The following is a 25218-nucleotide window of genomic DNA, read 5'->3' as shown; positions in this document are numbered from 1 at the left end:
TAATTAGGCAATAAAGAAATAAGTAAGGCCTGAAGGGATTTTGTGAAACCAGCCTTGATAATATCGACCAACTCACCTACCGCTCATTAGTTTCCGGTCATATTAAAATAATTTATACCATCCACGATAAATATCTATATATTCATATGCTTTGGGATTGTAGACGTAATCCGGAACTACTTCAAAGCGAAATGAAAGAGCGGAAGTAAAACAGAACACATGATTTTTAAGCCCAATAGGCATTTTTTCGTTATAAACTATTGTTTATTTAATCGTATCTACTATCTTTGCAGTATTACAGAAAGTGCAGATGTTATAGCGTTAACCTCTGTTCTGTAGAAATATTTAGAATAAGGCATTTTAAAATATTATCTCAGTACCTAAAAATTATCCCATTTTTAATCACGACTGAGATAGTAGCAACAAAATGCCCATGTTGTTTGTATATATTTATTATATATGATATGACGTGGGCTGTTGTCTACTATCAGTGTGAGGGGGAAGGGATAACCCTTTAGGTCTGAGAACGGCAACAGTTTCACGTTTTTTTTTATGCCTTTTTTCAAGCTATACTTTTTACAATAACGCATTAATATGTTAAACAATCATACAATTCAGTAAAAAGGGATAGTGAAGAGGGGACTCTGCAACTGTCCGGTTCGGGAGAATAGGGTAGTATCTATTGTATAGCGTTAATATATATTCAGATAAAACACTTGTATTATGATAAACTTGTTGACTAAAATACGTGATTATGTAAAACTTCTCCTCCCCGACGACCAGAAGCCAACCTTTTTGAGCAATGCACTCACAGATCACAAAGCGACGACATGGGAAGATGCCAGTGTCGTATCTTCATCTGTAAATATTCCGACGGCTAATGAGCAACCTCCGGAAGAGAATAAGGATAAAGAAAGTGATTTCATTATTGAAGCGTTTAAAAGCTTGTCACCCGAGTATTTATTGATCGTATCGGAAATGAGGAACTTACTTAATTCCGATCTTAAAAAGATAGTATTCCATGCATTGGCTACCAAGTTAAGCGTCGAAGAAGTTGCGGAACATTTAGGAATCACTCCCCAGGAAGTAAAACAGATATTTCAAAATGCAATCACGGATATAAGTCTCCAGTCAGGATTTGTCAGAGACCATATCAATAGCCGCATTCAAAAAGAGAGAGAAATCAATCAACTAAAATCAAGGATACAAACATTACAGGCGTTATTGGATGAGAAGGAAATCAAACAACCTGCCCCAAAGAAAGCGCCTTCCAAAATCCCTTATACCAGACAAAAAGCGTTATTAAACAAGCCATTAACCAAATGTCTTAATTTGGAGAAGAGGACTATAAATACTTGTAAAGTATTCGATATATACACCTTGGAAGATTTATTGAAGTTCGCTTCAACCAATGGGCTTGCTGCTCTAAAGGAACATCGATACTTCGGGTGTATATCATTAAGCAGGCTGGAAAGTGAATTAATAAGAAAAGGGATCTTTGCCCCGAACGGTCATTGTGAACTATATAAAGAGATAACTAAGAAGTAAAACCTAATAATTTTTTCTGAAACTGTATAGCAGTTATAAGCCACCCGGCTCGTGAGAGTGGGATGGCTTTTTTGATCTGTTGTAAAAAATGCAGCAGTTGCATCTAACAAAACAACTTCATCGTTGCCGCACCAATCAGGCATTGGCATACCTAAAATTGCTGATCCCAGCCAGCAGTTTTCTTATAAAAGTGCTGATTTTATTAGGCATATTTTATATCTTTGCCAACAAGAAACCTATTCAATCAGACAAATCACTTTATTTCCTTCACGTGATACAAGTTTCCTCGTTCTGTATGCCGGCTCGGGACATTGTTACGACGCAATAGGCGTCCGAAAGCATTTATGGTTGTGTTGCTAAAAGTCAGGTGGCTACGCTTGCAGATACGTTGCATAATCTCGGTAGCAGGAAGCCATTCGCCCATTTCACCACATCTTCTTCCGGCATGCCTGCACGAAGGCAATTCTCTGCTAATCGTACCAGCAAAGCATCCGCCGTCGTATCGCCCGACAGGTTATCGACTTCCAATAGAACAAGACCGTTGTAAGCTTTAATCTCCAAAGTCTCATTTTTCTTTTTCAATTCTGCACCGAAAACGATCCGAGGAAGTTTGGCAGCTGCCGGACAAGCATACGACAATTGACAAACAAAACAGAGTAAGGCACTTCGGAATTACGGGATGCATAGTTTTACCTTAAACAAATACTGATATGTGTGCAAGATATCGAATGGTTCGCAATCCGAACCCCACGGGAGACAAGAAAAAACAGGCGTTACATCCGCGTGTAGTACCTTACGGGACAATCCATACCAATGATCTGATAAAGGAAGCGGAAGGCCGTTCCGGAATTTCGGGAGCCGATATCAAAAGGGCTTTGCAAGTCATTGCCGATATGATGGCTTTCCGATTGGATGAAGGATATAATGTAGAATTGGACGGTATCGGCTTTTTCAGCGTTTCACTAGCTTCGCGTCCGGTAATGGATAAAAAAGAAATCCGCAGCGAGTCGATCCATTTCCGCAATGTGAATTTCCGGTGCGGAAAATACCTGAAAAGCAAGCTAAAGTCAATGCACCTGGAACGTATACCGGAAGGAAAAGGCGTTCTGCCTTCTTTCGAAGAACGTGTGCGCAGGCTGACAGAATACTTGAACACACATCATTATATCACTTGCAGCGACTACCGGGAGCTGACAGGTTGCTCCAAATACCGTGCATTGGAAGATCTGAAAAAACTGATAGATGAAGGAAAATTGGAGAAAGGCGGGTATAAGAGCACAAGGGTTTATTCATTTCCTTCAGCTGTAAACAAATGATTACAAAGACGATAATACACACAGATGAAGGAATGAAGGATTATTATTATAAAACTTTTGTTATAACTTTTACCATATACAATAATATACAAACAAGCAGGACTATAATGCTATCTTCGATAACACAATAGTCCTGTTTGCCTGAAACTGTAATTTCACCCTATTCTCTTTTCTCAAAAACAAACCATTCCAGATTCATTAAATCAACCTCCTTCATTTCCGGTTCAACCGATTTAAAGACCAGTACCAAGGCATGTTTTCCTGTAACCGGTTTAATTTTTGTTTCATGTATAGCATAAGCCACCTGGCCATTCATCGGGGCAATATCGCATACTCCGAGTAACTCGCCGTGCGGACTATCCAGACGAATCTCTATTTTTGCAGCCCTGTTTTCATTCCATGTCTTACAAACAAAATGGCTGACATCCGTATCGGTAAAATCATAATATTTCCAATAAGCATGATCGCCGTCACGAATGGCAGACAAATACTCCACAGGGATATCATTCTCCGGTCTACGTACCGAAACCATCACATTTCCCGACATCAGACAAGCTCTCGCCGCATCCATCCGATAAAAAGGAGAGATAGGACCGCCGATTCCCTGCGTGGTCATTTCCACTTCCGGAATCGTGCCGTCCGGATTAAAAGTGATAGGCTCCAGGCAGGCTTTCCGCATGGTTCCGGTTGCAGTCGCATGGGTAGGGCGGTGATAAGCAATATACCATTGTCCGTTTATTTCGGTTATACAACCATGGTTATTCACCAGATTCCTGTCGCTTCCCCAATTATCGACAATAACCCCTCTATACGTATAAGGACCTAACGGAGATGTCGCTGTCGCATAATCCAAAGTCGCACAGTTGGATTTGCCATGCCGGGAATGGCTTCCATATACCAAATAATAGATGCCGTTCCTTTTCCGGACAGAACTGCCTTCATTGAAAAAATGCGTATTGTATGTCAGCAGACTGTCATGGACAGCCCCTTCTATAGAGAGCATATCTTTACTCAATTTTGCTCCCCTGGCATGCCATTGTCCCCAGAACAGATAGCCCTGCCCGTCATCGTCGATGAATACAGACGGGTCGATACCACTTATCCCTTCTATTTTTTTCCCATCTCTGAACGGACCGTAAGGAGAAGAAGAGACTGCAACGCCTTCATCATCTCCACCTCCGGCCAGGCAATAGTAGAGATAGTATTTTCCATCCTTATAGATACAATCCGGAGCATATAAAAGCCTGTCTGTATAATCGACTTGCTTCCCTAAACCTTCAGTGGCAAAAGAAAATTGTTCCACATGCCAATTCACAAGGTCAGAAGAAGAAAGTACATGATAAGAGTGCGAGCACCAGTCATTACCAGGTTCATCACGCGACCCATAGACATAGATACGCCCGTCAGGCATCTGCCTCACTTCCGGATCAGCAATATATACTCCCGGAGGTGCTATCGGATTAAGCATCCTATGGGTCGATACAGGAACGGCATTTTCACCATTCCCGTCCAATACCTTCTTTTCACGGGCTTGACATCCGGCCAGTAGCCCTGACATGAGCAGGGTTACGGCCAAAGAATAATAGTTCATATAAAAATTGAAACTTATAAGTTTATAATTAGTTCCATCCCGGATTTTGAGTTAACGTTCCATTAGATAGATCAATATCTTTAGACGGTACCGGGAAGAGGTAATGCTTAGCAGGATCAAAGTTACGCTTTTCCACATAACGACGCGGCGCACCATCGACGGTTACTGTTCTATCGGTAGCACCTACACCGTCCAGACGCATGAATGCACCGTAAAGTTCACCATTCATTCCTTCACCAGAGACAGCCGTTGTTTTTTCAGCTACCTTCCAGCGCCGTATATCGAAGAAACGTAAACCTTCATTGGCCAATTCAACGCGACGTTCGTTACGCACCAATGTCCGCAGCGCATCTTCCGATGTATAATTGGCTTCCAGCACACGTCCTCCGCCACAACGATCGCGTAATTGATTGATAAGGGCAAAAATCTCAGATGAAGCAGCAACACCTTTCGTTTCGAGTAATGCTTCGGCATGCATCAACAGAACATCAGCATAGCGGAAGTAAATAACATCTACACCACCATCCAATATTTGTACCATGGCATGATCACTCCAATCGCAATATTTCTTCCACATATATCCGGTTGGCGAAGGCTCTTTTGCGTCGTAACGTTGTCCCGGAATACTTTCTTCAGATTCCGGATCATAGAGCACCCATGTCATCGTTTTTGATTCACGGATAGTAGAAGTCGGATAGATAATAGATTGTGCCAAACGAGGATCTCTGTCTTTATAAGGGTCTTTTGGATTATAAGTGGAACCATTTTCATGTATCAACCGCCCATCGGCCATAGGATAAGCATCGACCAGACTTCCAGTGGGTGTAAGCGCACGAAATGCATCTCCTCCTGACATTTCTTTTAAAAAGAATGCTTGATTCAAGCTATTACCTGTCGAGATACTTCCAGTTGTATGAGCATGTTCACGTGCCAGGATTATCTCATTCGAATCTTCGGCATTTCCATTGAACAGGTCGGCATAAGGTGTCTCGCCAGCAGTGTTGAGTGAATATTTACCTATCAATTCCGATGTAACCGTCAACAAGTTACTGAAATCATTATCCCATAAATAAGCACGTGCTTTCAAAGCCTTACATGCACCTGCCGTAACACGTCCTTTTTCAAACGTTTTACCATCCAGTTCCTTTATGGCCTGATCGAGCTGATTGTGAGCAAAGGCCAACACTTCGGCCTTAGGTGTTCTGACCTGATTCTTAGCCTCTTCTTCATTCAAGACTTTCTCTACTAATGGTACATCCCCGTATAGGGCTACTAAACGGATATAGCTATAAGCCAGGAAAAAGCGGATTTGTCCGGTGAGAGCCTCTCTTTCAGTGGCATCCAACTCTGTACACTTCTCTACATTTTCCAGGAACTGCCAAGCCATACGAATATTTGTATAGGCATATGCCCAATTATTATTTATAACAGAGGTCGTTGTAAGATATGATCCGTTACCTATCAGTTTGAGATCAGTATACCATCCTTCCCATACCATATAAGTATTATCAGACATCGCTTCATCAAAACAGGGGTGCATTTCGTATTCCAGTGGAAAAGAACGGGAATATACGTCTGCCACAAATGCACGGAGATTACCAGGCGTTTGCCAAAAAGTTTCCTGCGGTAATTTATCTTCTGGTAATGCATCCAACATATCGTCGCAAGAACATAACGTGCATCCTAATAAAATGGCTATTGATAAAAATTTATTTTTCATGATAATTGCTGTTTTTAAAATGTAACACTAGCACCGACACTATATACTCTCACATTCGGGAAAGAAGTAGTATTCAATCCGTTCTCTGGATCAAAGACTCTATATTTCGTCAACGTAAACAAATTAGATCCCGAGAAATATACTCTAACTCTCTCCACCGGAATCTTCTCGCCGAACTTAAATGTATAACCTACCTGCAAGTTTTTCAAACGCAGATAAGAAGCATCTTGTACCCAATGCGACATATTAGCATAATTGAGGCGGTTAGCCATTGTCATACGTGGATAATATTTACCGGTAGTGGGATTAGACGGATCGAAAGAATCATAATAATGTTCTTCCATAGCCGTCTGAGAACCTAATGGCTCGATGATGTCGCGTCCCAGGAAACCATCGACTTTGCCTACTCCTTGAAACATGGCAGAGAAGTCAAAAGCCTTATAATTGAATCCCAGGTTTAAACTGAAAGTATAACGAGGTATCTGGTTACCGATAATCGTCTTGTCGGCTTCCGTTATTTTTCCGTCTTTATCCAAATCCTCAATAATGATATCTCCCATCGAGAAATCAGAATTATATGTCGACATAACCTCTTTATATTGCTCATACTTTTCCTGTGTATCGGCAAGTCCCAGTGTTTTCCAACCGAACAGAGCATCGATCGGTTCACCTTCAATACGGGTGGTCAGGCTGGATGTCGGCGACTTGTAACCATTCATATCCAGAATTTTATTCCTGACATCAGACAACATGAAATTGACATTATAACTGAAGTCTTCGTTTATTTGATCCTGCCAGTTGATAGTTAACTCCCATCCCCTATTTCTTACTTTTCCTGCATTCGAAATTGGCGGCGTAATTCCCAACAGGCTGGGCGCTTCGAGACTCAACAAAATATCATCCGTATCCCGGTTATACCAATCGAAAGTAAAGCCTAACCGGTTATCAAGCACATTGACATCGAGACCGAAATTAAGGTTTGTACTGGTCTCCCATGTGATAATATTATTCCCCATGACACTTTCAGACATCAATGTTTGAACCGTTCCGTCAAACATATAAAAACGGGTACTTCCCGGAACCACATTGTAAGTAGACATACTCAGATACCTGTCAATACTCTGGTTACCCAACTTACCCCACGATGCACGTAACTTAAGGTTCTGCACAGCATTTTTAAGCGGATTGAAAAATGATTCCTCCGAGATTCTCCAGGCTGCAGAAAAAGAAGGGAACGTACCCCAACGGTGGCCGCGTGCAAACTTAGAAGAACCGTCACGACGGATATTGGCTTCAAACAGATAGCGGTCTTTGTAAGAATAGTTTACCCTACCGAATACAGAGACTAACGCATCATACGTTTTATTCCCGCTCGCTGTAGCCGTAGAAGCATCACCCGGATCGATCACTTCGAAATCATCGGTTGGGAAATCTTTTCGTGAAGCCACAGTTGTATTATACCTGAACTGTTCGCGTGATGCTCCCAATAACAAATTAATATCATGATCTCCAAAACTTTTTACATAATTAGCCGTTGCACTCAATGTCAGATTCCTGTTCCGATACCAGGTATCAGTTTTGGTATTACGTGCCACAAAAATATTCTCTCCTTGTCCGGCCGGCTCAAAAGCATCATAAATAACTTTCTTTTCAAACTTATCAACATAAGATGTTTTACTTTCATATCCCAATACGCCTTTCAAGAAGAATGAATTATCGAACAATTTGATTTCCGGAGAAAATAACAATGATAATTTATCCGTTTCATATCGTTGATAACCATAATCGTCAGTCGTCATTCGTACCGGATTTTTAGGTGTAGAATGAAACGACCAGGTTCCGTCTGAATATTGAACCGGCATATTCGGATAAGCACGAGGTGCATAATAATAAGCATAACCAAGACCAGGGCTTTCTTTGCTGACATCATTAATATAAGCAATATTAGACTGAAGAGTCAGCCAATCAGCTAAATTAGCCGTCGTATTCAAGCGCGTATTATACCGTTCATAAGAAGATTTGATAATACCATCCTGTTTTGCATAACCAACTGTACCAACATATTGTAAACGGTCGTTTCCTCCCGAAACAGACAGATCATGAGTATGTTGTAAAGCTGTTTGCAACAATTCATCATACCAGTCAGTGTTAGCTTCATTATGGTCAATATTCCCCGTACCGTCTTTCATACGATCAATCATATCCTGTGGGAATGTTAAAGTAGTTCCGTCAGGTAATGCCTTTCCATCGGCTAACATAGCACGATTATACAACTCTGCATATTGCCAGCCTGTAGCTGATTTAGGTTGGCGCGTAGCCTGTTGCCAACCGACATTGCCATTATAATTTACTTGTATCTTACCGACCTTACCTTTTTTAGTAGTAATCAATATGACTCCATTGGCAGCACGTGAACCGTAAATGGCAGCCGAAGCTGCATCTTTTAATACCGATATGCTCTCAATATCATTAGGTAAAACATCCGCAATACTCATCGACATACCGTCTACCAATACCAGAGGACCTGAATTTTTCCATGTACCCACTCCACGTACCGTGATAGTAGGATTACTTGACCCCGGTTGTCCCGACGACTTCACGACAGTCAAACCCGGAGCCAAACCAGACAAAGCATCTTTCATCGTAACGATCGGTTGACGTTCTAATTCCTCACTTTTAATAGAAGATACCGAACCTGTCAGATTTACTTTTTTCTGTACGCCATATCCCACGACAACGACTTCTTCCAACGCTTGAGAGTCTTCCTTCAACACAACATCCAAGTGGTTCCGGCCTCCCAAACGAAGCTCCTGAGAGACATAACCGATATAAGAAACCTGGATTAGAGCATTTTCCGGAACTTCCAGCACAAAATCACCATCGAGACCGGTGATTGTTCCTAAAGTTGTACCTTTCACAGACACATTTGCTCCGATAACCGGCTCTCCATTTTGATCTTTGACAACACCCTTAATTTTTCTCTCTTCTTTAGCCTGTTGAACATCCGGCTTCTCTGTCGACAGAATAATCTTTCTATCCACCACCGAATAACGAACATTCGTACCGGCAAATACGGTTTCCAATACTTTAAATATATCGCTTTTCTTAGCCACGACAGAGACCCTCCGATCCAGGTCGACATGTTTGATATTGAAGAAGAAAGAGAAATCAGACTGTTCCTCGATCTCATCCAATACCTCCTTTACCGTTTGGTTCCGCATCTCCAGACTTACAGTAGCTTTCTGAGCATAGCTACCTGTTGCTTGCGCCAAACCAATAGAACATATTAGTAAGAAGACTGATAACTTCATAACTCTTGGTATTTTATTTAAGATAAACCGCAGAAACTCTGCTACCCAAAACTGTTGGGTATTAAAATGTTTTTGCATAACTTTGTACTGATCTAATTAATAAAAAATGGTTTACTATGCTTGTCTCCAAACAAGCGTTTTTAAATGAATTCTTTCCATCCGGTGAAATACTCCAATATTTCTCCGGATGTTTTTCTTTAAGGTGATCTGCTTTTCATGATTTTTTCAATTAGGTTAATAAATTTCTATTCTCGTTCTCTCATTAGTCGTATTCCGGGTATCCAGATAACGCCATTTTATATTCGATGATATTTTAAATATTTCCAATATACGTTCCAGTCGCTGATTGGTGAAAGAGCCATTGAATGCCTCTGTACGAAGACGGTTATTGGATAACACGAAGTCGACATTAAACCGCTTCTCCAACATCCGTAACGCTTCCGGCAGCGGAGTTGCCAGGAAAACGATCTTTCCGTCTTTCCAGGCCGTTTCGGTTTCACCGCTTGTCTGGATCAGCTTGACCTGCGAAGAAGTTGTATTGTAGATTAATTTTTGTCCGGGTTTCATTACTACCGTGGCAGGCTGCAGGTTCTTCTGATAAGCGAAGCAAACCTTACCTTCAACCAGCGTAGTGGATACAAATGAGTCTCTCTCAAAAGCTTCCACATTAAAGGATGTACCCAACACCTCGATCTGCGTATGGTTGGGGGCTGAAACAATGAAACGATGTTCGGGGTCTTTTTGTACTTCGAAGAAAGCCTCCCCTTTCAACTGCACGCATCTCTTGTCTCCACTGAAAAAAGAAGGATAGGTCAAAGATGATTCCGAATTGAGGTATACTTTAGATCCGTCCGGAAGATCGACGGTGGTCGTCATTCCCGGATTTGTTTTTATCTCAATCATTTGAGCCAGTTCGATTCGAGGAGTAAAATGTTCGATCCCCCAAATAATAAGAAGAGGAATAAAGAGGATGGCTGCAACGCGTTGCAGCCAAGTAAACATGTTTACTTGGGACTTCTTTGTCATTCTGCCACAAACAGATGCTAAAGCCTTTTCGGTATCCAGTTTCGATTCCATCTGTGCCGTACCCATTACCTGATCGATGGCATAGATTTGTTTGACAATCCGGTAATTATCTTCCGATTGCCCGATCCATTCCTCCACCATCCGGCATTCCTCTACCGTCGCTTCGCCGGAACAATACCGGGGAAGAAGTTCTTCTATCTGATCTATATTGAATGTTTCCATTTGCATTTTTATGCCTGTTTATATATTAGACAAGGGAACTCCGACGGATTACTAAACGGAAGTCCACTTTTTTTTGATATTTTTTTTATTCAACAAAAAAGCTAACTTTGCCGACAAGGAGACAGTAGTATGAAAAAAACCTCACAAGCAACAGACGATTCATTCCTGTTATCGGCCATGCAACGTGGAGATAAAAAAGCCTATGGTACCTTATTCAGAAGATACTACCCGATGTTGTGTACGTATGCGAACCGGTTTGTCAGTCTGGAAGATGCCGAAGAGATCGTGCAGGATATCATGTTATGGTTATGGGAAAACAGGGAGGCACAAATATTCAATACCTCTTTCAGCCAGTATCTGTACAAAACAGTCTACCACAGAAGCATCAACCAGCTTACCCGCCAACAGTCGCAACTGCGGGCGGAAACGCGCTATTATGAGTATATGCTGGAAATGCTGCAAGACAGCGATTTCTCACAGACGGAAGATTTGAAGAAACATATCAGCCAGGCCATACAAGCCTTACCCGCCAGCTACCGGGAGGCTTTTGTCATGCATCGCTTCGAAAATAAAAGTTACAAGGAGATCGCCGATATCTTACAAGTATCGCCCCAAACAGTGAATTACAGAATCCAACAAGCCTTGAAACAGCTACGGGTTACTTTAAAAGATTACCTGCCGTTAATCTTATTGTTGTTTCCCAAAAACCTGCTTTCGTAAAGGCTTATTGAAATTCTATATGCTTTTTAAAACTTATTGGGCCGCTTCCTGCAACTGTTCAGCCAGCTTATCCATATTTTCAGGGCTTGCGGCTCCTTTAAATTGCAGTTCTCCTTTTTTGTTGATAATGGCACAATGAGGGATACTTAACATTCCGTTATTGCCATAGGTATTATAAATATCCATCTTAAAATACTCATTAATAATAACATGATCGCCTTTAAGGTCGTAATAGCCGGCCATCTTTTTCCATAGATCCGCATTCATCGGACGGTCGATAGAAACATACAACAATACGATATCATTTTCTTTTGCATACTGCTGTAAAGGTTTCACATGGGCAAACGAAGCACGGCAGGGACCACACCAGGTAGCCCAGATATCTATAAAAATAACTTTACCCAAATACCGGTCGGTTATTTCTTTAAAGGAACGTACACTGTCCGTATTCAAAATATGGATACCTTCCGGGAGATCAAGCTTGTTGAACGATATATTTTTCTGTACAGCCTCATCCAGGGCAGGGATCAGCTTACTGGACGGATACAATTCTTTAAACTGTCCATACAAGGAAGGGATATCGGTAGAAAAGGTTTCGTTCGAGGCATCTTCCAGGATAATATTACTCATCGCAACTTCCTGTACACGTCCTTTCAGGTTAACCTTATACCAATCGAACAATTTCTGATTACTTTCATTCCGGCTGGTCGGTTGTTGTCCGGTCTTCATATATAGTTCGATTCCGGCAGCACTCCCTATGACATCGGCGAACGCTTCGGAAAAGACATTCTCCGGCTGGTTTATATCTGTATACGCCAGCATTTTCGGATAAACAGTCTCCCATTCCTTCTTCGCTTCTTCCGATCCCCGGTAATTGATCCCGAAATACTGGTTCATAAAAGCCAATAGCATCTGCATACGTATATCCTGAACGGCTCTTTTCTTGAAGAGCTCGTCTACACCGACTATTTTCTGTTCAATCGACGCCCCATAATCGGTCAACTTTTGATAAACAGAAGAGGCCACCGTATCTTTTTCCACGTCGAAAACGTCGCCTTTACGAGCTCTTAAATTGAAAACATCCTCCTGCACCTGGGAAAGCTCCTTCACAATTTCATTCTCTTTCACCAGTTTATTCTCTATGTTCAGGGAGTGTTCAAGGGAGGCATCGATATCGAGCTTATTCGTTCCGGGTCCTACATATATCGTCCCCAGATATCTCTGTCCATAGACATAAAAAGATATTTTTTCATTCCCGCTACCAGGAAGCGTTATATGATACGTACTATCCGCCTGTACAAACAGTGTATCCCGCCGGGTAGAGTTATATACACCATCCGCCGTCGGCCAATAGATGATGGTATTACCGGAAATATTCGAGACTTTTCCTTCAATTGTCGTCGATTGCGGAGTACAACTAGCCAGTCCTAAAACGGCAATACCGGCCAGCATATATGCTAGTACTTGATTTTTCATTCTATTAGTTTTAAAGTATTATATAAAATCTATTGTAAAAGAAGCCGTTACAAATGTAGGAAAATATTTCATTCGAGGTTTGACCGGCCAATTATTTTTCCGGCTGTGATGCATTAACTGCCATCAGGAGGGCCACGACTTCCGAATAATTCTTCCGTCCTGAGGGGATATTATTTCCTTTCAGGAACCAGTTGTAAACGGTATCCTGGATCTCACCGATCGTCGGATTATACAGTGCCTGCCAATAAGCTACCTTATCGTTGTAAGCCTTTTTTACTTCCGGGGATATCGTCTCCTTCCATTGCTCGAATTCTTCTTCCGGCAATAGCTGATAAGCGTTGCCCAGCACATAAGGCAAGAGGGCAAAATAAGCGGAGAAGCGTATTTCAGGGTTGCCGGAACGGGAACACACCAGAAATCCATACAAGTTGGCTTCCGCTTCACTCGAAATCCCCAAGACATGCGCCATTTCATGCGCATAGGTAAAAGGATACTGCACCGGAAGGAGGTCCGGATTCAGATTATATTCGATGAAGAAAGGGCCTATATATCCCAATACCCCGACACCGCTCATCAGGGATGGAATCAGCATCGGCTTCGGATGAAGATAAGAGGCAGGAGAAACCAGGCCGAATTGTCCGGCTATTTCGCGATAGCCGCTTTCTACTTCCTCTGCCACAACAGCCCGGTCGATCTTTTCCACAGGAGTAAAAGAGACATTCAACGAGTCGGTATAAGCCGACAGGAAAGAACGGAAGTCATCTTCGGAATAAGCAAGGTAAGGGATCTCTGTCCGGTCAAAAAAGTTCTCCCGGAAATAGTTTAACCCCCAAGCCATGTAAAACCAGATATAAACCCATAACAGATATTCGACAGTACGCCCGATTACCGTTTTCCATGAGCGACGTTTCACAATAGCATATACCCAATAGATAACCAACCCGGCAATACTTCCGTAAATAAAACAATCGCCTATGGAAAAAGGAAATACAGAAGATATACGTGACAAGACAGCCGAAAAGAATGGATAAATCGTACGGGCATAACCTTCTCCCCATGCAGGCAAAGCCATTATAACCCATATCAAAATCAGGGATACGGCCAGAACAATCCAGCGAATACGTATCTTTTTGATCCAATCTTTCACCATCACAGTCACTTAGATGATATTTTTATTCAACAACTTCCTGACATCCGCTTCCGACAGGTTACGACGAGCAGAATAATCCTTCATCTGTTCTTCATCGATCGAACCGATCATGAAATATTGCGAATCAGGATGGGCGAAATAAATACCGCTGACTGTTGCCGTAGGATACATCGCTCCATTCTCCGTCAGCTTAACACCGATTCGGGACATATCCAACAGATTATCCAATGTATAATTAAGCAACTGGTCGGGCAACGAGGGATAACCTACCGCTGGACGGATACCCTGATATTTCACTTTATACAGATCGGAAATCGACAACGATTCATCCGGGGCATATCCCCAATATTCCTTTCGTACCTTTTCATGAAGATACTCTGCAACTGCTTCAGCCAAACGGTCTGTCAGCGTCTGGAGCAACATGGAGCTATACGTGTCGCCTTCTTTTTCCAGTTTATTCTTCAGTTCTTCGGCTCCGGCACCGGCCGTCACGACAAATGCACCGGCATAATCCGTACGACCTTCGGAAGCCGGCATGACATAGTCGGCCAGCGATTTGTAGATACCTTCCTCCTTCTTCGACTGTTGACGTAATACCGGAAGTACAATATCTCCCATTTTAATGTTATCACCGTCACTGTTAGCGGGGAAGAAACCGTAAATAGCTTTACAATATTCAGCCTTCATATCTACCAACTGATCCAGCAGTTTAACAGCATCTTTATACAACTGCATGGCCTCTGCCGCTTTCGGACGTTCAGCTTCCGGAAAGTCTGCCAACCAGGCTGCACGACAAGCATCACAACCATGGATCTGTGTGATGGCAGCAAAACGTCCGTTCAGTTTCCAGGCACTAAAGAAGAAGGTCCAGTGTATATAAGGAATGATCTCCTCCAACGGAATATAAGGTATCACATGAACACCCGGGTGATTCGGAACAACCGGTGTCCACGCAGACCAGTCGATCTTCTGCGGGTTTAGACGGGCTTCCGACAACGGAACCAATATTTCTTTTTTCTTCTCCATGGAGGCACGGAGGGCCTCATATTCTTTATTCAGTCCTTCGATATATGCTTCACGGGTATCGGGATTCAGCAATTTTGCCGCAATCAATGGATTCTGCGAAGCATCGAGCACGTGAATGACAGGATAATCGTAATGAGGTGCTATTTTAATGGCCGTATGCAGCTTCGAGGTCGTCGCTCCGCCTACCATAACAGGTATCGTAAGTCCGGCCTTCTGCATTTCGTCAGTAACATGCACCATTTCTTCTAGTGAAGGAGTAATCAGGCCGGACAGGCAAACCAGGTCGGGCTTTTCTTTTATGGCTGTCTGTATGATCACTTCGGCCGGAACCATTACTCCCAGGTCGATCACTTCATAATTATTACATGCCAGAACGATCGATACAATATTCTTTCCGATATCGTGTACATCCCCTTTTACAGTAGCAAAGACTACCTTTCCGGCTTTAGCCGAACCGGATGCCGATTTTTCCGCTTCAATAGCAGGTTGCAGGATAGCAACAGCCTTTTTCATCGTACGAGCTGTCTTCACCACTTGCGGCAGGAACATTTTACCGGCACCGAACAATTCGCCGACCTTATTCATCCCGCTCATCAGCGGACCGTCGATAATATCCACTGCACGCGGATAAAGAGTAAGTGCTTCCGCCAGGTCTTCTTCCAGATGATCGCCTATACCTTTGATCAAGGCGTGTTCCAAACGCTCTTTCAGCGGTTGTTCGCGCCAGGCTTCATGCTTTTCTTCCGCACCGCCCTGCTTTTCCACATGCAGGTTCTGGGCATAGGTGATCAATTCTTCGGCAGCTTCCGGACGACGGTACAGGATCACATCTTCCAGTAAATCACGGAATTCCGGTTCTATATCTTCATAAAGTACGGCCGAAGAGGGATTGACAATACCCATATCCAACCCTTTACTGATCGCATGGTAGAGGAATACGGAATGCATCGCTTCACGTACATAATTATTTCCACGGAACGAGAACGAAAGGTTGCTGATACCGCCACTAACCTTCGCACCCGGCAGATTCTGTTTGATCCACTCGACCGCACGGATAAAGTCCAAACCGTATCCGTTATGTTCTTCCATACCGGTAGCGATAGCCAATACATTCGGGTCGAATATAATTCCATACGGATCGAAGTCTATTTTCTCCCGAAGCAAACGGTAAGCACGTCCGCAGACTTCCGCTTTCCGTTCGAAGGTATCCGCCTGTCCTTTCTCATCGAAAGCCATCACGACAACAGCTGCTCCCAACTGTTTGATACGGGCGGCATGGGCCAGGAATACCTCTTCTCCTTCTTTCAACGAGATCGAGTTGACGATACTTTTACCCTGTACGCACATCAGGCCTTCTTCGATCACTTCCCATTTGGAAGAGTCGATCATGACTGGTACACGGGCAATATCCGGTTCGGATGCCACGAGATTCAGGAAGGTTGTCATTTCCTTCACTGCATCGAGCATTCCGTCATCCATATTGATATCGATCACCTGAGCCCCGTCTTCCACCTGCTTACGGGCGATGGTCAGCGCCTCTTCATAACTTCCTTCTTTGATCAGGCGCAGGAATTTACGCGAACCGGCTACGTTACAACGTTCACCTATATTGATAAAGTTATTTTCTTTCTTTACTTCGAGCAATTCAAGACCGGACAACCACAAGCAATCCGGTTTTGCAACAGGTACATGCGGTTTCGCTCCTTTTATCAAGGCTGGATACTGTGCGATATGGGCGGGGGTCGTTCCACAACATCCTCCCAATATATTTACTAATCCTTCTTCGATAAACGGCTTTACATGTCCGGCCATCTTTTCCGGTGTCTCGTCATAAGTACCGAAGGTATTGGGTAATCCCGCATTCGGATACGCGCTTATATAATAGGGGGCATGTTTTGCCAAATCTGCCAGGAAGGGCTTCATATCGGCTGCTCCGAAAGAACAGTTCAGACCTATACTAACCAGGTTGATATGTTGGACCGAAGCCAGGCAGGCTCCTAATGTCTGACCGGAAAGCGTCCGTCCACCCTGGGCAGAAAGCGTCAGCGACAACATGATCGGCAGTTCTTTTCCCTTTTCTTTTAAAACAGTTTCTGCCGCTTCCAATCCGGCTTTCACGTTCAAAGTATCGAAAGTCGTTTCAAAAAGGATAATATCTACCCCTCCGTCGACCAGTGCTTCCACCTGTTCCTTATATGCCTTATAGACATCTTTATAGGTAACCGCACGATAAGCAGGGTTACTGACATCGGGACTCATGGAAGCGGTTTTATTGGTCGGACCGATTGAACCGGCCACAAAGATAGTCCGGTCCGGATGTTCCGCCATAAACTCGTCAGCCACTTCACGTCCCAACTTTCCGGCTGCCAGGTTGATCTCGCGTACAAACTCCTGCATAGCATAATCTTCCATAGAGATCGCATTGGCATTGAAGGTGTTCGTTGCAAAGATATCCGCTCCGGCATCCAGGTATTGACGGTGAATGGATTTGATGACATCCGGACGGGTAATACACAACAGGTCGTTGTTCCCTTTCAACTGTCCGGGGAAATCGGCAAAACGATCGCCGCGGTAATCCTGTTCATTCAGTTTGAAGCCCTGGATCATGGTACCCATACCACCATCCAGAATCAGGATACGCTCCTGCAGGGACCGTATAAAAGTTTCTTTATTCATAGATATGTTTTTTCTTGGTGATAAGAAAAACGGCAAGTCAATATATCTTACCGTTTAAATGCTCTGTCCATCTCCCGCTTATCGTCACGGGCCTTGATCGAATCGCGCTTATCGTATTCTTTCTTACCTTTGGCGATAGCAACAACGACTTTGGCTAGTCCCTTCTCATTGATAAACATGCGGGTAGGAACAATAGTGAAACCGCTGTTGCGGGCTGCACCGTCAATCTTGCGCAACTCCTTCTTCGTCAGCAACAGCTTACGGTCGCGGCGTGCCACATGATTATTATACGTACCATAGAAATATTCGGCGATATACATGTTCTTTACCCATAACTCGCCTCTTTCCATAATACAAAAAGTATCCACCAGACTGGCTTTTCCCAGGCGGATCGATTTGATCTCCGTCCCGGTCAATACGATCCCGGCGGTGAATGTTTCGAGCAGTTCGAAATCGAATGTGGCCCGCTTATTCTTTATCTGTATATTATTACTAATCTTTTCTTTCATCTTTTTCTATCTGTCAATAACGCAAGCCCGGCATCAACATGAATAGTACAAATTCGATCACGGCTGGCGTCAGTAAAATAACTACGGTTGCTATACCGGCAAACTTCAGGCGTTCATTCTCTGCCACCTGCATATAAGGCCCTGCTCCTTCCCATACGATATAAAAGGTATAAAGTATAAAAATACGCAGAAAGAAAAACTCCGGCAACAGCATCAGGACGATGTTCAGTGCAAACATCAATGAAGAGGAATAACCGACAAAGCGTTGGCAAAGTTTCATATCTTTCGTTCTTTTAAAGAATCCCTGCCAAAGCTCATTCAACAGGTAAGCCCCCAGATAAAAACCACCGAACGAAGCGACCAATGTCTTGATCGAGGATTTCAGAGCCAATTCTATATCAAACTCCTTCCGCGTAAATAATACCCCCAGAAAAGCAGCGGCTGTAACCAGTCCGATCAACGGATACACAAACTTAGACAAGAATTCGTCACCCTTATCTTCCTTCTTTGTCAGCATTTCCCACGCCTTTCCCGGCTGGGAAATGATAGCTATTACCCATTTTAATATCTCTTTATACATCTCTCCGTTTTCTATTAGAATGACAAAAGTATAAAAATAAGGGATATAAATTGTTATACGAGACCTTTTATCATCAATAACGGTAACCTCCCCCTACCGCAAACCTTTATTTTTATCCGTATATATATTACTCTCCCGTCTTATTTTCCAACTGATAATCCAATTCCAATACAGACCATTCGACTGCTGTTGTATCTTTATTTGGTTTTGCAACATAATTAATTGCAATAGTAAGCTTTTCCGCGTTGTTGGCTGTTTCCATCTCTAAAGCTTTATTGAAAAAGCGTTCAATATCGAATGCTTCCGTATGAGGTACCTTCACAGAGTCTGCATCTGCCGGTATTTCCGATTTTCTGATCGCACGTAAATAAAGGTTATAAGTACGGAAACCATCGGCTGTGGTGTACCAGTTAACCGTATCATAATGCATTACAAAGCTATCCACCTGGCTTTCCGGTTCCGTCAGGGTAGGCCAAAGGAAAAGACGTCCTTTGATGTAGGCCGTACGGCTCCCTATCGTAGATATATATTGTTCGTCTGTCAGCAAGGTGTCAGATTTAACAGTTCCTTCGGATGTCCACAAAGGGACTTCGGCAGGCGTACCCAATAGTTCGACCGATAAGCTGTCAGAATTTTGTAATTCAGGGCTAGCAGAATCAAAAGAATACTCCACCAGGAAACAGTCTCCGGCATCGGCACGCAACGAGTTTATGCTGGAAGAGTATATCAAACGCCCATCTCTCAGGACAAGCCCCCTGGAAGGACGAACCTGGTAAACAGCCTCTTGAAGCCCTACCGTTATGCGGGTAGTGGAATCACCCAGACAGGAAGACAACATTATCAAACAAACCGCAAATACCCAATATAAATCTTTCTTTCTCATTTCACATTTCATCTGTTAATCATTAATGCCTTACAAGACTCCACACAAAGGGATCGTACAAAGGTAGTAAAAAAGGAAACACAATAAACAAGAAAACCGGGAACCTTTGCAAAAACAAAGAAACCCGGCATTCTCTATATTATTAATTAACAATTAAATGGTATCCGAATAGTAAGCCTTCGGCAGACGGCGGCAGTTATATTGCGAAGCCATCACCTCCCCGTAAGCACCGGCAGAACGCAATGCAATCAGGTCGCCGCGATGGGCTTTGTTCAGCTCCACATCTTTACCGAACACATCGGATGATTCACAGATAGGACCTACCACATCGTAAAGTTCCACCGCTTCATCACTGGAAATATTCTCGATCCGATGGTAAGCATCATACATGGCCGGACGGATCAGTTCCGTAAAACCGGCGTCGAGAATAGCAAATTTCTTTGTCTCGCCGATCTTCACATACAAAACCTGTGAAATAAGCGTACCACACTGGGCCACTACCGAACGACCCGGTTCGAAATGCACTTGCTGTCCGGGACGAACTTTCAACAGCTTATTGAATACTGCGAAATAGTTATCGAAAGCAGGGATAGGCAAATGATTCGGATGATAATAGTCGATCCCCAGGCCTCCACCGAAGTTCAGGTTTTCAATATGGATACCGCGAGCTTCCAGCTCTTCCTGTATCTCATTCACACGGATCACCAAATTACGGAAGGAGGACATATCCGTGATCTGCGAACCGATATGGCAATGAATACCGATCAGTTTCACATTCTTTAATGTAGAAAGGTTATCCAGTACCTGACCGAGCTGGCTCAGGTTGATACCGAACTTATTCTCCTTCATACCGGTCGTGATCTTGGCATGTGTATGTGCATCTACTTCGGGATTGATACGGAGGGCAACCGAAGCGATCTTATTCTTCGCGGCAGCCAGTTCGTTCAATATATCCAGTTCGACAGCCGACTCCACATTAAAACAGAAAATATCGTTATCCAACCCCAGGTTGATCTCCCAATCAGCTTTACCCACACCGGCAAAAACCACCTTATCGGCAGGAAATCCGGCATCCAAAGCGGCCTGTACTTCACCACCGCTCACGCAGTCGGCTCCCAGTCCGTTTTCTGCTATAATAGAAAGAATGCGCGGATTGGCATTTGCTTTTACGGCATAATGCACATGATAATTATACTTGCCGGCTTCAGTCTTTACCAGATCCAACGTATCTTGCAATAACTTCACATCATAATAATAAAAAGGCGTAGGAAGCGCCTTCAGTTTATCTATCGGGAATGTTCCTTTGAGCATATTATTTTATTATATATAAATTAAAAAAAGGGCAGTCTCGAATAGGCTGCCCTCATATTATTTAGTTGTTGAATAAATGATCGCTTAACGCCTGCAGCGCTTTCTTCTTATCCGCGGCCTTCACCAGAAGCGAAACGTTGTAGTTGCTTCCGCCGTAGGAGATCATACGGACCGGCACATCCTTCATTGCCTGGACGATGCGGGCTTCGAAACCGACATTATCCCATTCCAGGTCGCCTACCACACATACGATCACCATATCCTGATCGACAGTAACAGTACCGTATTTCTTCAGGTCGTCTACAATTTCTTCCAGATGCTTGCGGTTGTCGATCGTGACCGATACACCAACTTCTGAAGTAGTCACCATATCGATCGGTGTCTGGTAGTTTTCGAAGATTTCGAATACCTTACGCAGGAAACCGGTAGCCAGCAGCATGCGGCCGCTCTTGATCTTGATGGAGATAATATTATCTTTTGCAGCGACAGCTTTGATCTTTCCTTTTTCCGTTTCGTTGGAGATCAATGTACCGGGAGCTTCCGGCTGCATGGTATTCAATAAACGAACCGGGATATTGTTCAACTTGGCCGGAAGGATACAGGTCGGGTGCAGGATCTTGGCACCGAAGTAAGCAAGCTCAGCCGCTTCTTCGAAATGCAGGTTACGGACAGGCGATGTCTTGTCTACGATACGCGGGTCGTTGTTATGCATTCCGTCGATGTCTGTCCAGATCTGGATTTCGTCTGCATTGAGAGCCGAACCGATCAGAGAAGCACTATAATCGCTACCGCCACGTTGCAGGTTATCGATCTCACCATATGCATTACGGCAGATATAACCCTGGGTGATATATAATTCAGCATCTTTATGTTCGTTCAGCAATTTAACCAGGCGTTCTTTGATGTAAACAGGGTCCGGTTCTGCATTCTTATCCGTACGCATATATTCCAACGCGGGAAGCAGGACTGACTTAACGCCTGTTTCGTTCAGATACAGGTTCATCATACCAGTCGAGATCAACTCTCCCTGTGCCAGTACCACCTTTTCTTCAAACAGCGTGAACAAGTCTTTTGTAAAGGTACGTATATAATCGAAATGAGATTTTACAAGTTCTTTGGCTTTCTGTTTATATTCGGCAGTGCTGTACAGTTCTTCAATATGTCCGTAATATTTCTGTGCAAGCTTATTGATGATTTCGTTTGCACCATCCGGATTCTTCTTGTACAGGTAGTCGGATATTTCAACCAACGAGTTGGTTGTACCTGACATGGCAGACAATACGACAATGTCACGGTCGCCTGAGCAAATCAATTTTGCTACATCTTTCATTCTCTGTGCAGATCCCACAGAAGTACCGCCAAACTTTAAAACTTTCATTTTCTTTTCCTATAATTAAATTGTTTGTTCCTTGCTATTTTGCGTGTGCAAAGTTACTACAAAAAAGTGAAATGCGGAAAGATATAGTGATAGAATTGAGTTACAAGGGTTTTGGTTGAAGTGGCGATAATCCGTGAAGCCATTACAATCCCTGCCGAAGCCAAATCCTGACGCCGCTACGTTACTTGTTCGTAACCATGCCCGAAAATGCGACAAACGGGTACGAATAGCGAAACAAGGCTCTAAGGAATAGTGAGTTATCCATAACTCATGCGAAAAATCAGGTTACGGAAAAAGATTGCGCCGTTCCTCCCCGTTTTGCGTACCAACACCGGACTCTTCACCAACTAATTTTGAAACCCAAAAATTAAGGACAATGAAGAGTACATTTTCAGTAATCTACTACCTCAAGCGTCAGGTAGTGAAAAAGGACGGGACAGTTCCCGTCATGGGACGCATCACGGTGGACGGCAGCCAGACACAGTTCAGCTGCAAACTGACTGTCGATCCGAAACTGTGGGACACCAAAGGTGGACGTGTCACGGGCAGAAGCACGGCGGCACTCGAAACGAACCGTATGCTTGACAAGATGCGGGTACGCATCAACAGGCATTATCAGGAAATCATGGAGCGTGACAACTTCGTCACGGCGGAGAAGGTGAAGAACGCCTTTCTCGGACTGGAACACCGCTACCACACGCTGATGCAGGTGTTCCGCCAGCACAACGAGGACTACGAGAAGCAGGTGGAGGCAGGCATGAAAGCCAAAGGCACGCTGCTGAAGTACCGCACCGTTTACAAGCACATGCAAGAGTTCCTCGACATCCGCTACCATGTGAAGGACATCGCCCTAAAAGAGCTTACCCCGGCTTTCATCTCCGACTTCGAGATGTTCCTGCGCACGGACAAGCACTGCTGCACCAATACCGTGTGGCTGTACGTCTGCCCGTTACGGACGATGGTATTCATCGCCATCAACAACGAGTGGCTGACGCGCGACCCGTTCCGCGAGTATGAAATCAAGAAGGAGGAAACAACACGCAGTTTCCTGACCAAAGATGAGATCCGCCTGCTGATGGAGGGGAAACTGAAAAACGCCAAACAGGAATTGTACCGCGACCTCTACCTGTTCTGCGCCTTCACGGGGCTGTCGTTCGCGGATATGCGCAACCTTACGGAAGAGAATATCCGCACCTACTTCGACGAACACGAGTGGATAAACATCAACCGCCAGAAAACGGGCGTGGTGTCCAACATCCGCCTGCTCGACATCGCCAACCGCATAATCGGCAAATACCGGGGACTGTGCGGGGACGGCAGGATATTTCCCGTTCCGCATTATAACACGTGCCTTGCCGGTATCCGTGCCGTCGCCAAGCGTTGCGGCATCACCAAGCATATCACGTGGCATCAGAGCCGCCACACGGCAGCCACGACGATATTCCTCTCCAACGGTGTTCCCATCGAAACGGTCAGCTCCATGCTCGGACACAAGAGCATAAAGACGACGCAGATTTACGCAAAGATAACCAAAGAGAAGCTCAATCAGGACATGGAGAACCTTGCCGCAAGATTGAACGGCGTCGAGGAATTTGCAGGTTGCACCATCTAAAAAGAAAAGCCATGAAACGTGACACAATCATCATCGAGGACAAGGCAGTCAGCGTAACCGGTAACGACGTGTGGATGACCGCCACCGAAATAGCCGGATTGTTCCATACGACCGTCCCGGCAGTGAACGCCGCCATCAGAGCCGTCCGCAAGTCGGACGTGCTGAACGACTACGAGGTGTGCCGCTACATGCAGCTTGAAAACGGGCTGCACGCGGACGTGTACGCCCTTGAAATCATCATCCCGGTCGCTTTCAGGGTGAATACCTACAACACCCACCTGTTCCGCACATGGCTGGTGGGAAAGGCACTCTCACAAGAGAAACGGCAGACATACGTGATGTTCATACAGAACGGAAAAGCCGGGTATTGCTGATTGCACATACCCCATAAGACAAGTAAACGGGTAGCACCACAAAAGGTGTCACCCGTTTACTTTTTCATGAAACCGCCTCACTCCAGCGGCTTGCGGTAGTTCGCTTCCAGTACCCCGCGCAGCCCCGTTTCCGGGTAAAGCACCTTCCCTCCCAAAAGTATGAAGGGCAACACGCGGTTGTTGCGGTATTCCTGCAAGGTGCGCCGGCTCACACGGAGCAGTTCCGACACCTCGCCGTCCGTCAGGTAACGTTCCCCGTCCAGCGGAGGACGGTAGCTTTCCAGAAATGCGGACAGCCATTTCGAGCCTTTGCGCATATCCTGCACCACAGAGGCTATCGGCTCGTCTTCCATCGTAAAAACATCGTTGTTCTCGTTCATCATAACTTCGGATTCAGTGGGTGAATAAATCAAATCATCTGCCGTGCGGATAGAGCGTGCCGACAAGCGGTATCAGCCGCTTCACCTCCTCTGGCTTGTAATAGAACCTGCGGTTTATCTGCGAGTAGCCGATAAGCCGCCTGTCACGCAGCGTCTGCAACGTGCGCGGGCTTATTCTCAACTGCCCGCAGACCTCCTCGCCCGTGAGCCATCTTTCCATGCGCCCCGTGTCGCTTTTGCGCCTCAGGGCGGCGACCTTCTCCGAGAGTGCGCCGAATGCCGCCACCATCATCTCGAAAGTCTTTTTCTCGATAGATACTATTTCCATATTCATGTCATTTAGAGTTTGCCGCAAAGGTAACGAAACGGCATACAAGACGTATCGTTTTCCGCTGAAAGGCTGCCTGTT

At 44.4% G+C, this 25218-nt stretch carries 21 protein-coding genes; 5 read left to right on the top strand and 16 right to left on the bottom strand.

Annotated elements, in window-relative coordinates:
• Positions 1–723 precede the first annotated feature (723 nt).
• The gene (locus M1P97_RS07925; protein ID WP_249388764.1) at positions 724–1548 is read left to right on the top strand and encodes a hypothetical protein; all 825 of its coding nucleotides are present in this window, start codon (positions 724–726) and stop codon (positions 1546–1548) included.
• Between the two features lie 253 nt (positions 1549–1801).
• On the opposite strand, the gene M1P97_RS26440 is transcribed toward M1P97_RS07925, so the two are convergent.
• Positions 1802–1942 carry a DUF3874 domain-containing protein gene (locus M1P97_RS26440; protein ID WP_394803883.1) on the bottom strand — a complete coding sequence of 47 codons (141 nt, stop codon included), beginning with the start codon at positions 1940–1942 and terminating at the stop codon, positions 1802–1804.
• Entirely contained in the window at positions 1912–2187 is a 276-nt protein-coding gene (locus M1P97_RS07920; protein ID WP_262923229.1) for a BT4734/BF3469 family protein, read from the bottom strand. The genes M1P97_RS26440 and M1P97_RS07920 overlap by 31 nt, the downstream gene beginning before the upstream one ends.
• A gap of 71 nt (positions 2188–2258) precedes the next feature.
• On the opposite strand from M1P97_RS07920, the gene M1P97_RS07915 reads away from it, so the two are divergent.
• Positions 2259–2864 carry an HU family DNA-binding protein gene (locus M1P97_RS07915; protein WP_195371905.1) on the top strand — a complete coding sequence of 202 codons (606 nt, stop codon included), beginning with the start codon at positions 2259–2261 and terminating at the stop codon, positions 2862–2864.
• A gap of 160 nt (positions 2865–3024) precedes the next feature.
• Here the strand turns inward: M1P97_RS07915 and M1P97_RS07910 are convergent, their stop codons facing one another.
• From M1P97_RS07910 to M1P97_RS07895, 4 genes are all read right to left on the bottom strand, one after another.
• Positions 3025–4455, bottom strand: coding sequence for a family 43 glycosylhydrolase (locus M1P97_RS07910; RefSeq protein ID WP_249388762.1), 1431 nt, complete (start codon positions 4453–4455; stop codon positions 3025–3027).
• A gap of 28 nt (positions 4456–4483) precedes the next feature.
• Entirely contained in the window at positions 4484–6175 is a 1692-nt protein-coding gene (locus tag M1P97_RS07905) for a RagB/SusD family nutrient uptake outer membrane protein (protein ID WP_249388761.1), read from the bottom strand.
• A 14-nt stretch (positions 6176–6189) separates the two neighbouring features.
• Positions 6190–9486, bottom strand: a complete 3297-nt coding sequence (locus M1P97_RS07900) for a TonB-dependent receptor (protein ID WP_195371902.1) — start codon at positions 9484–9486, stop codon at positions 6190–6192.
• A gap of 234 nt (positions 9487–9720) precedes the next feature.
• A complete protein-coding gene (locus tag M1P97_RS07895) occupies positions 9721–10734 on the bottom strand; it encodes a FecR family protein (RefSeq protein WP_249388760.1) in 1014 nt (337 codons plus the stop codon).
• Positions 10735–10863: 129 nt separating this feature from the next.
• On the opposite strand from M1P97_RS07895, the gene M1P97_RS07890 reads away from it, so the two are divergent.
• Complete coding sequence (locus tag M1P97_RS07890) at positions 10864–11454, top strand: RNA polymerase sigma-70 factor (protein ID WP_249388759.1); 591 nt, start codon at positions 10864–10866, stop codon at positions 11452–11454.
• 33 nt (positions 11455–11487) lie between these two features.
• Here M1P97_RS07890 and M1P97_RS07885 read toward each other — a convergent pair whose 3' ends face one another.
• The 8 genes from M1P97_RS07885 to M1P97_RS07850 form a co-directional block, all read right to left on the bottom strand.
• Positions 11488–12930, bottom strand: a complete 1443-nt coding sequence (locus M1P97_RS07885) for a TlpA family protein disulfide reductase (RefSeq protein ID WP_249388758.1) — start codon at positions 12928–12930, stop codon at positions 11488–11490.
• Positions 12931–13021: 91 nt separating this feature from the next.
• Entirely contained in the window at positions 13022–14080 is a 1059-nt protein-coding gene (locus M1P97_RS07880) for a DUF3810 domain-containing protein (protein WP_249388757.1), read from the bottom strand.
• Positions 14081–14089: 9 nt separating this feature from the next.
• Entirely contained in the window at positions 14090–17782 is a 3693-nt protein-coding gene (gene metH / locus M1P97_RS07875; RefSeq protein WP_195371897.1) for a methionine synthase, read from the bottom strand.
• A gap of 47 nt (positions 17783–17829) precedes the next feature.
• Complete coding sequence (smpB, locus tag M1P97_RS07870; RefSeq protein WP_129735087.1) at positions 17830–18291, bottom strand: SsrA-binding protein SmpB; 462 nt, start codon at positions 18289–18291, stop codon at positions 17830–17832.
• A gap of 13 nt (positions 18292–18304) precedes the next feature.
• A complete protein-coding gene (locus M1P97_RS07865) occupies positions 18305–18871 on the bottom strand; it encodes a YIP1 family protein (protein ID WP_195371896.1) in 567 nt (188 codons plus the stop codon).
• Positions 18872–18998: 127 nt separating this feature from the next.
• Positions 18999–19754 (bottom strand): hypothetical protein, encoded by a 756-nt coding sequence (locus M1P97_RS07860; protein ID WP_195371895.1) that lies wholly within the window; start codon positions 19752–19754, stop codon positions 18999–19001.
• A gap of 153 nt (positions 19755–19907) precedes the next feature.
• Entirely contained in the window at positions 19908–21065 is a 1158-nt protein-coding gene (gene lysA / locus M1P97_RS07855; protein WP_249388756.1) for a diaminopimelate decarboxylase, read from the bottom strand.
• 61 nt (positions 21066–21126) lie between these two features.
• Positions 21127–22443 (bottom strand): aspartate kinase, encoded by a 1317-nt coding sequence (locus M1P97_RS07850; protein ID WP_195371893.1) that lies wholly within the window; start codon positions 22441–22443, stop codon positions 21127–21129.
• 376 nt (positions 22444–22819) lie between these two features.
• On the opposite strand from M1P97_RS07850, the gene M1P97_RS07845 reads away from it, so the two are divergent.
• Both M1P97_RS07845 and M1P97_RS07840 read left to right on the top strand, forming a co-directional pair.
• On the top strand, positions 22820–24055 hold the full coding sequence (locus M1P97_RS07845; RefSeq protein WP_004291422.1) for a site-specific integrase: 1236 nt from the start codon (positions 22820–22822) through the stop codon (positions 24053–24055).
• An 11-nt stretch (positions 24056–24066) separates the two neighbouring features.
• Positions 24067–24429, top strand: a complete 363-nt coding sequence (locus M1P97_RS07840; protein ID WP_004291423.1) for a hypothetical protein — start codon at positions 24067–24069, stop codon at positions 24427–24429.
• 77 nt (positions 24430–24506) lie between these two features.
• Here the strand turns inward: M1P97_RS07840 and M1P97_RS07835 are convergent, their stop codons facing one another.
• Together M1P97_RS07835 and M1P97_RS07830 are read right to left on the bottom strand one after the other, a co-directional pair.
• Positions 24507–24812 carry a helix-turn-helix domain-containing protein gene (locus tag M1P97_RS07835; protein ID WP_004291424.1) on the bottom strand — a complete coding sequence of 102 codons (306 nt, stop codon included), beginning with the start codon at positions 24810–24812 and terminating at the stop codon, positions 24507–24509.
• 31 nt (positions 24813–24843) lie between these two features.
• Positions 24844–25143, bottom strand: coding sequence for a helix-turn-helix domain-containing protein (locus M1P97_RS07830; protein WP_004291426.1), 300 nt, complete (start codon positions 25141–25143; stop codon positions 24844–24846).
• Between the last annotated feature and the right edge of the window lie 75 nt (positions 25144–25218).

This window comes from Parabacteroides leei (assembly GCF_023369805.1).
In the GTDB taxonomy this organism is placed as follows: domain Bacteria; phylum Bacteroidota; class Bacteroidia; order Bacteroidales; family Tannerellaceae; genus Parabacteroides; species Parabacteroides leei.
The sequence above is the reverse complement of the archived record's forward strand: the minus strand, read 5'-3'. Positions and strand labels throughout refer to the sequence as shown.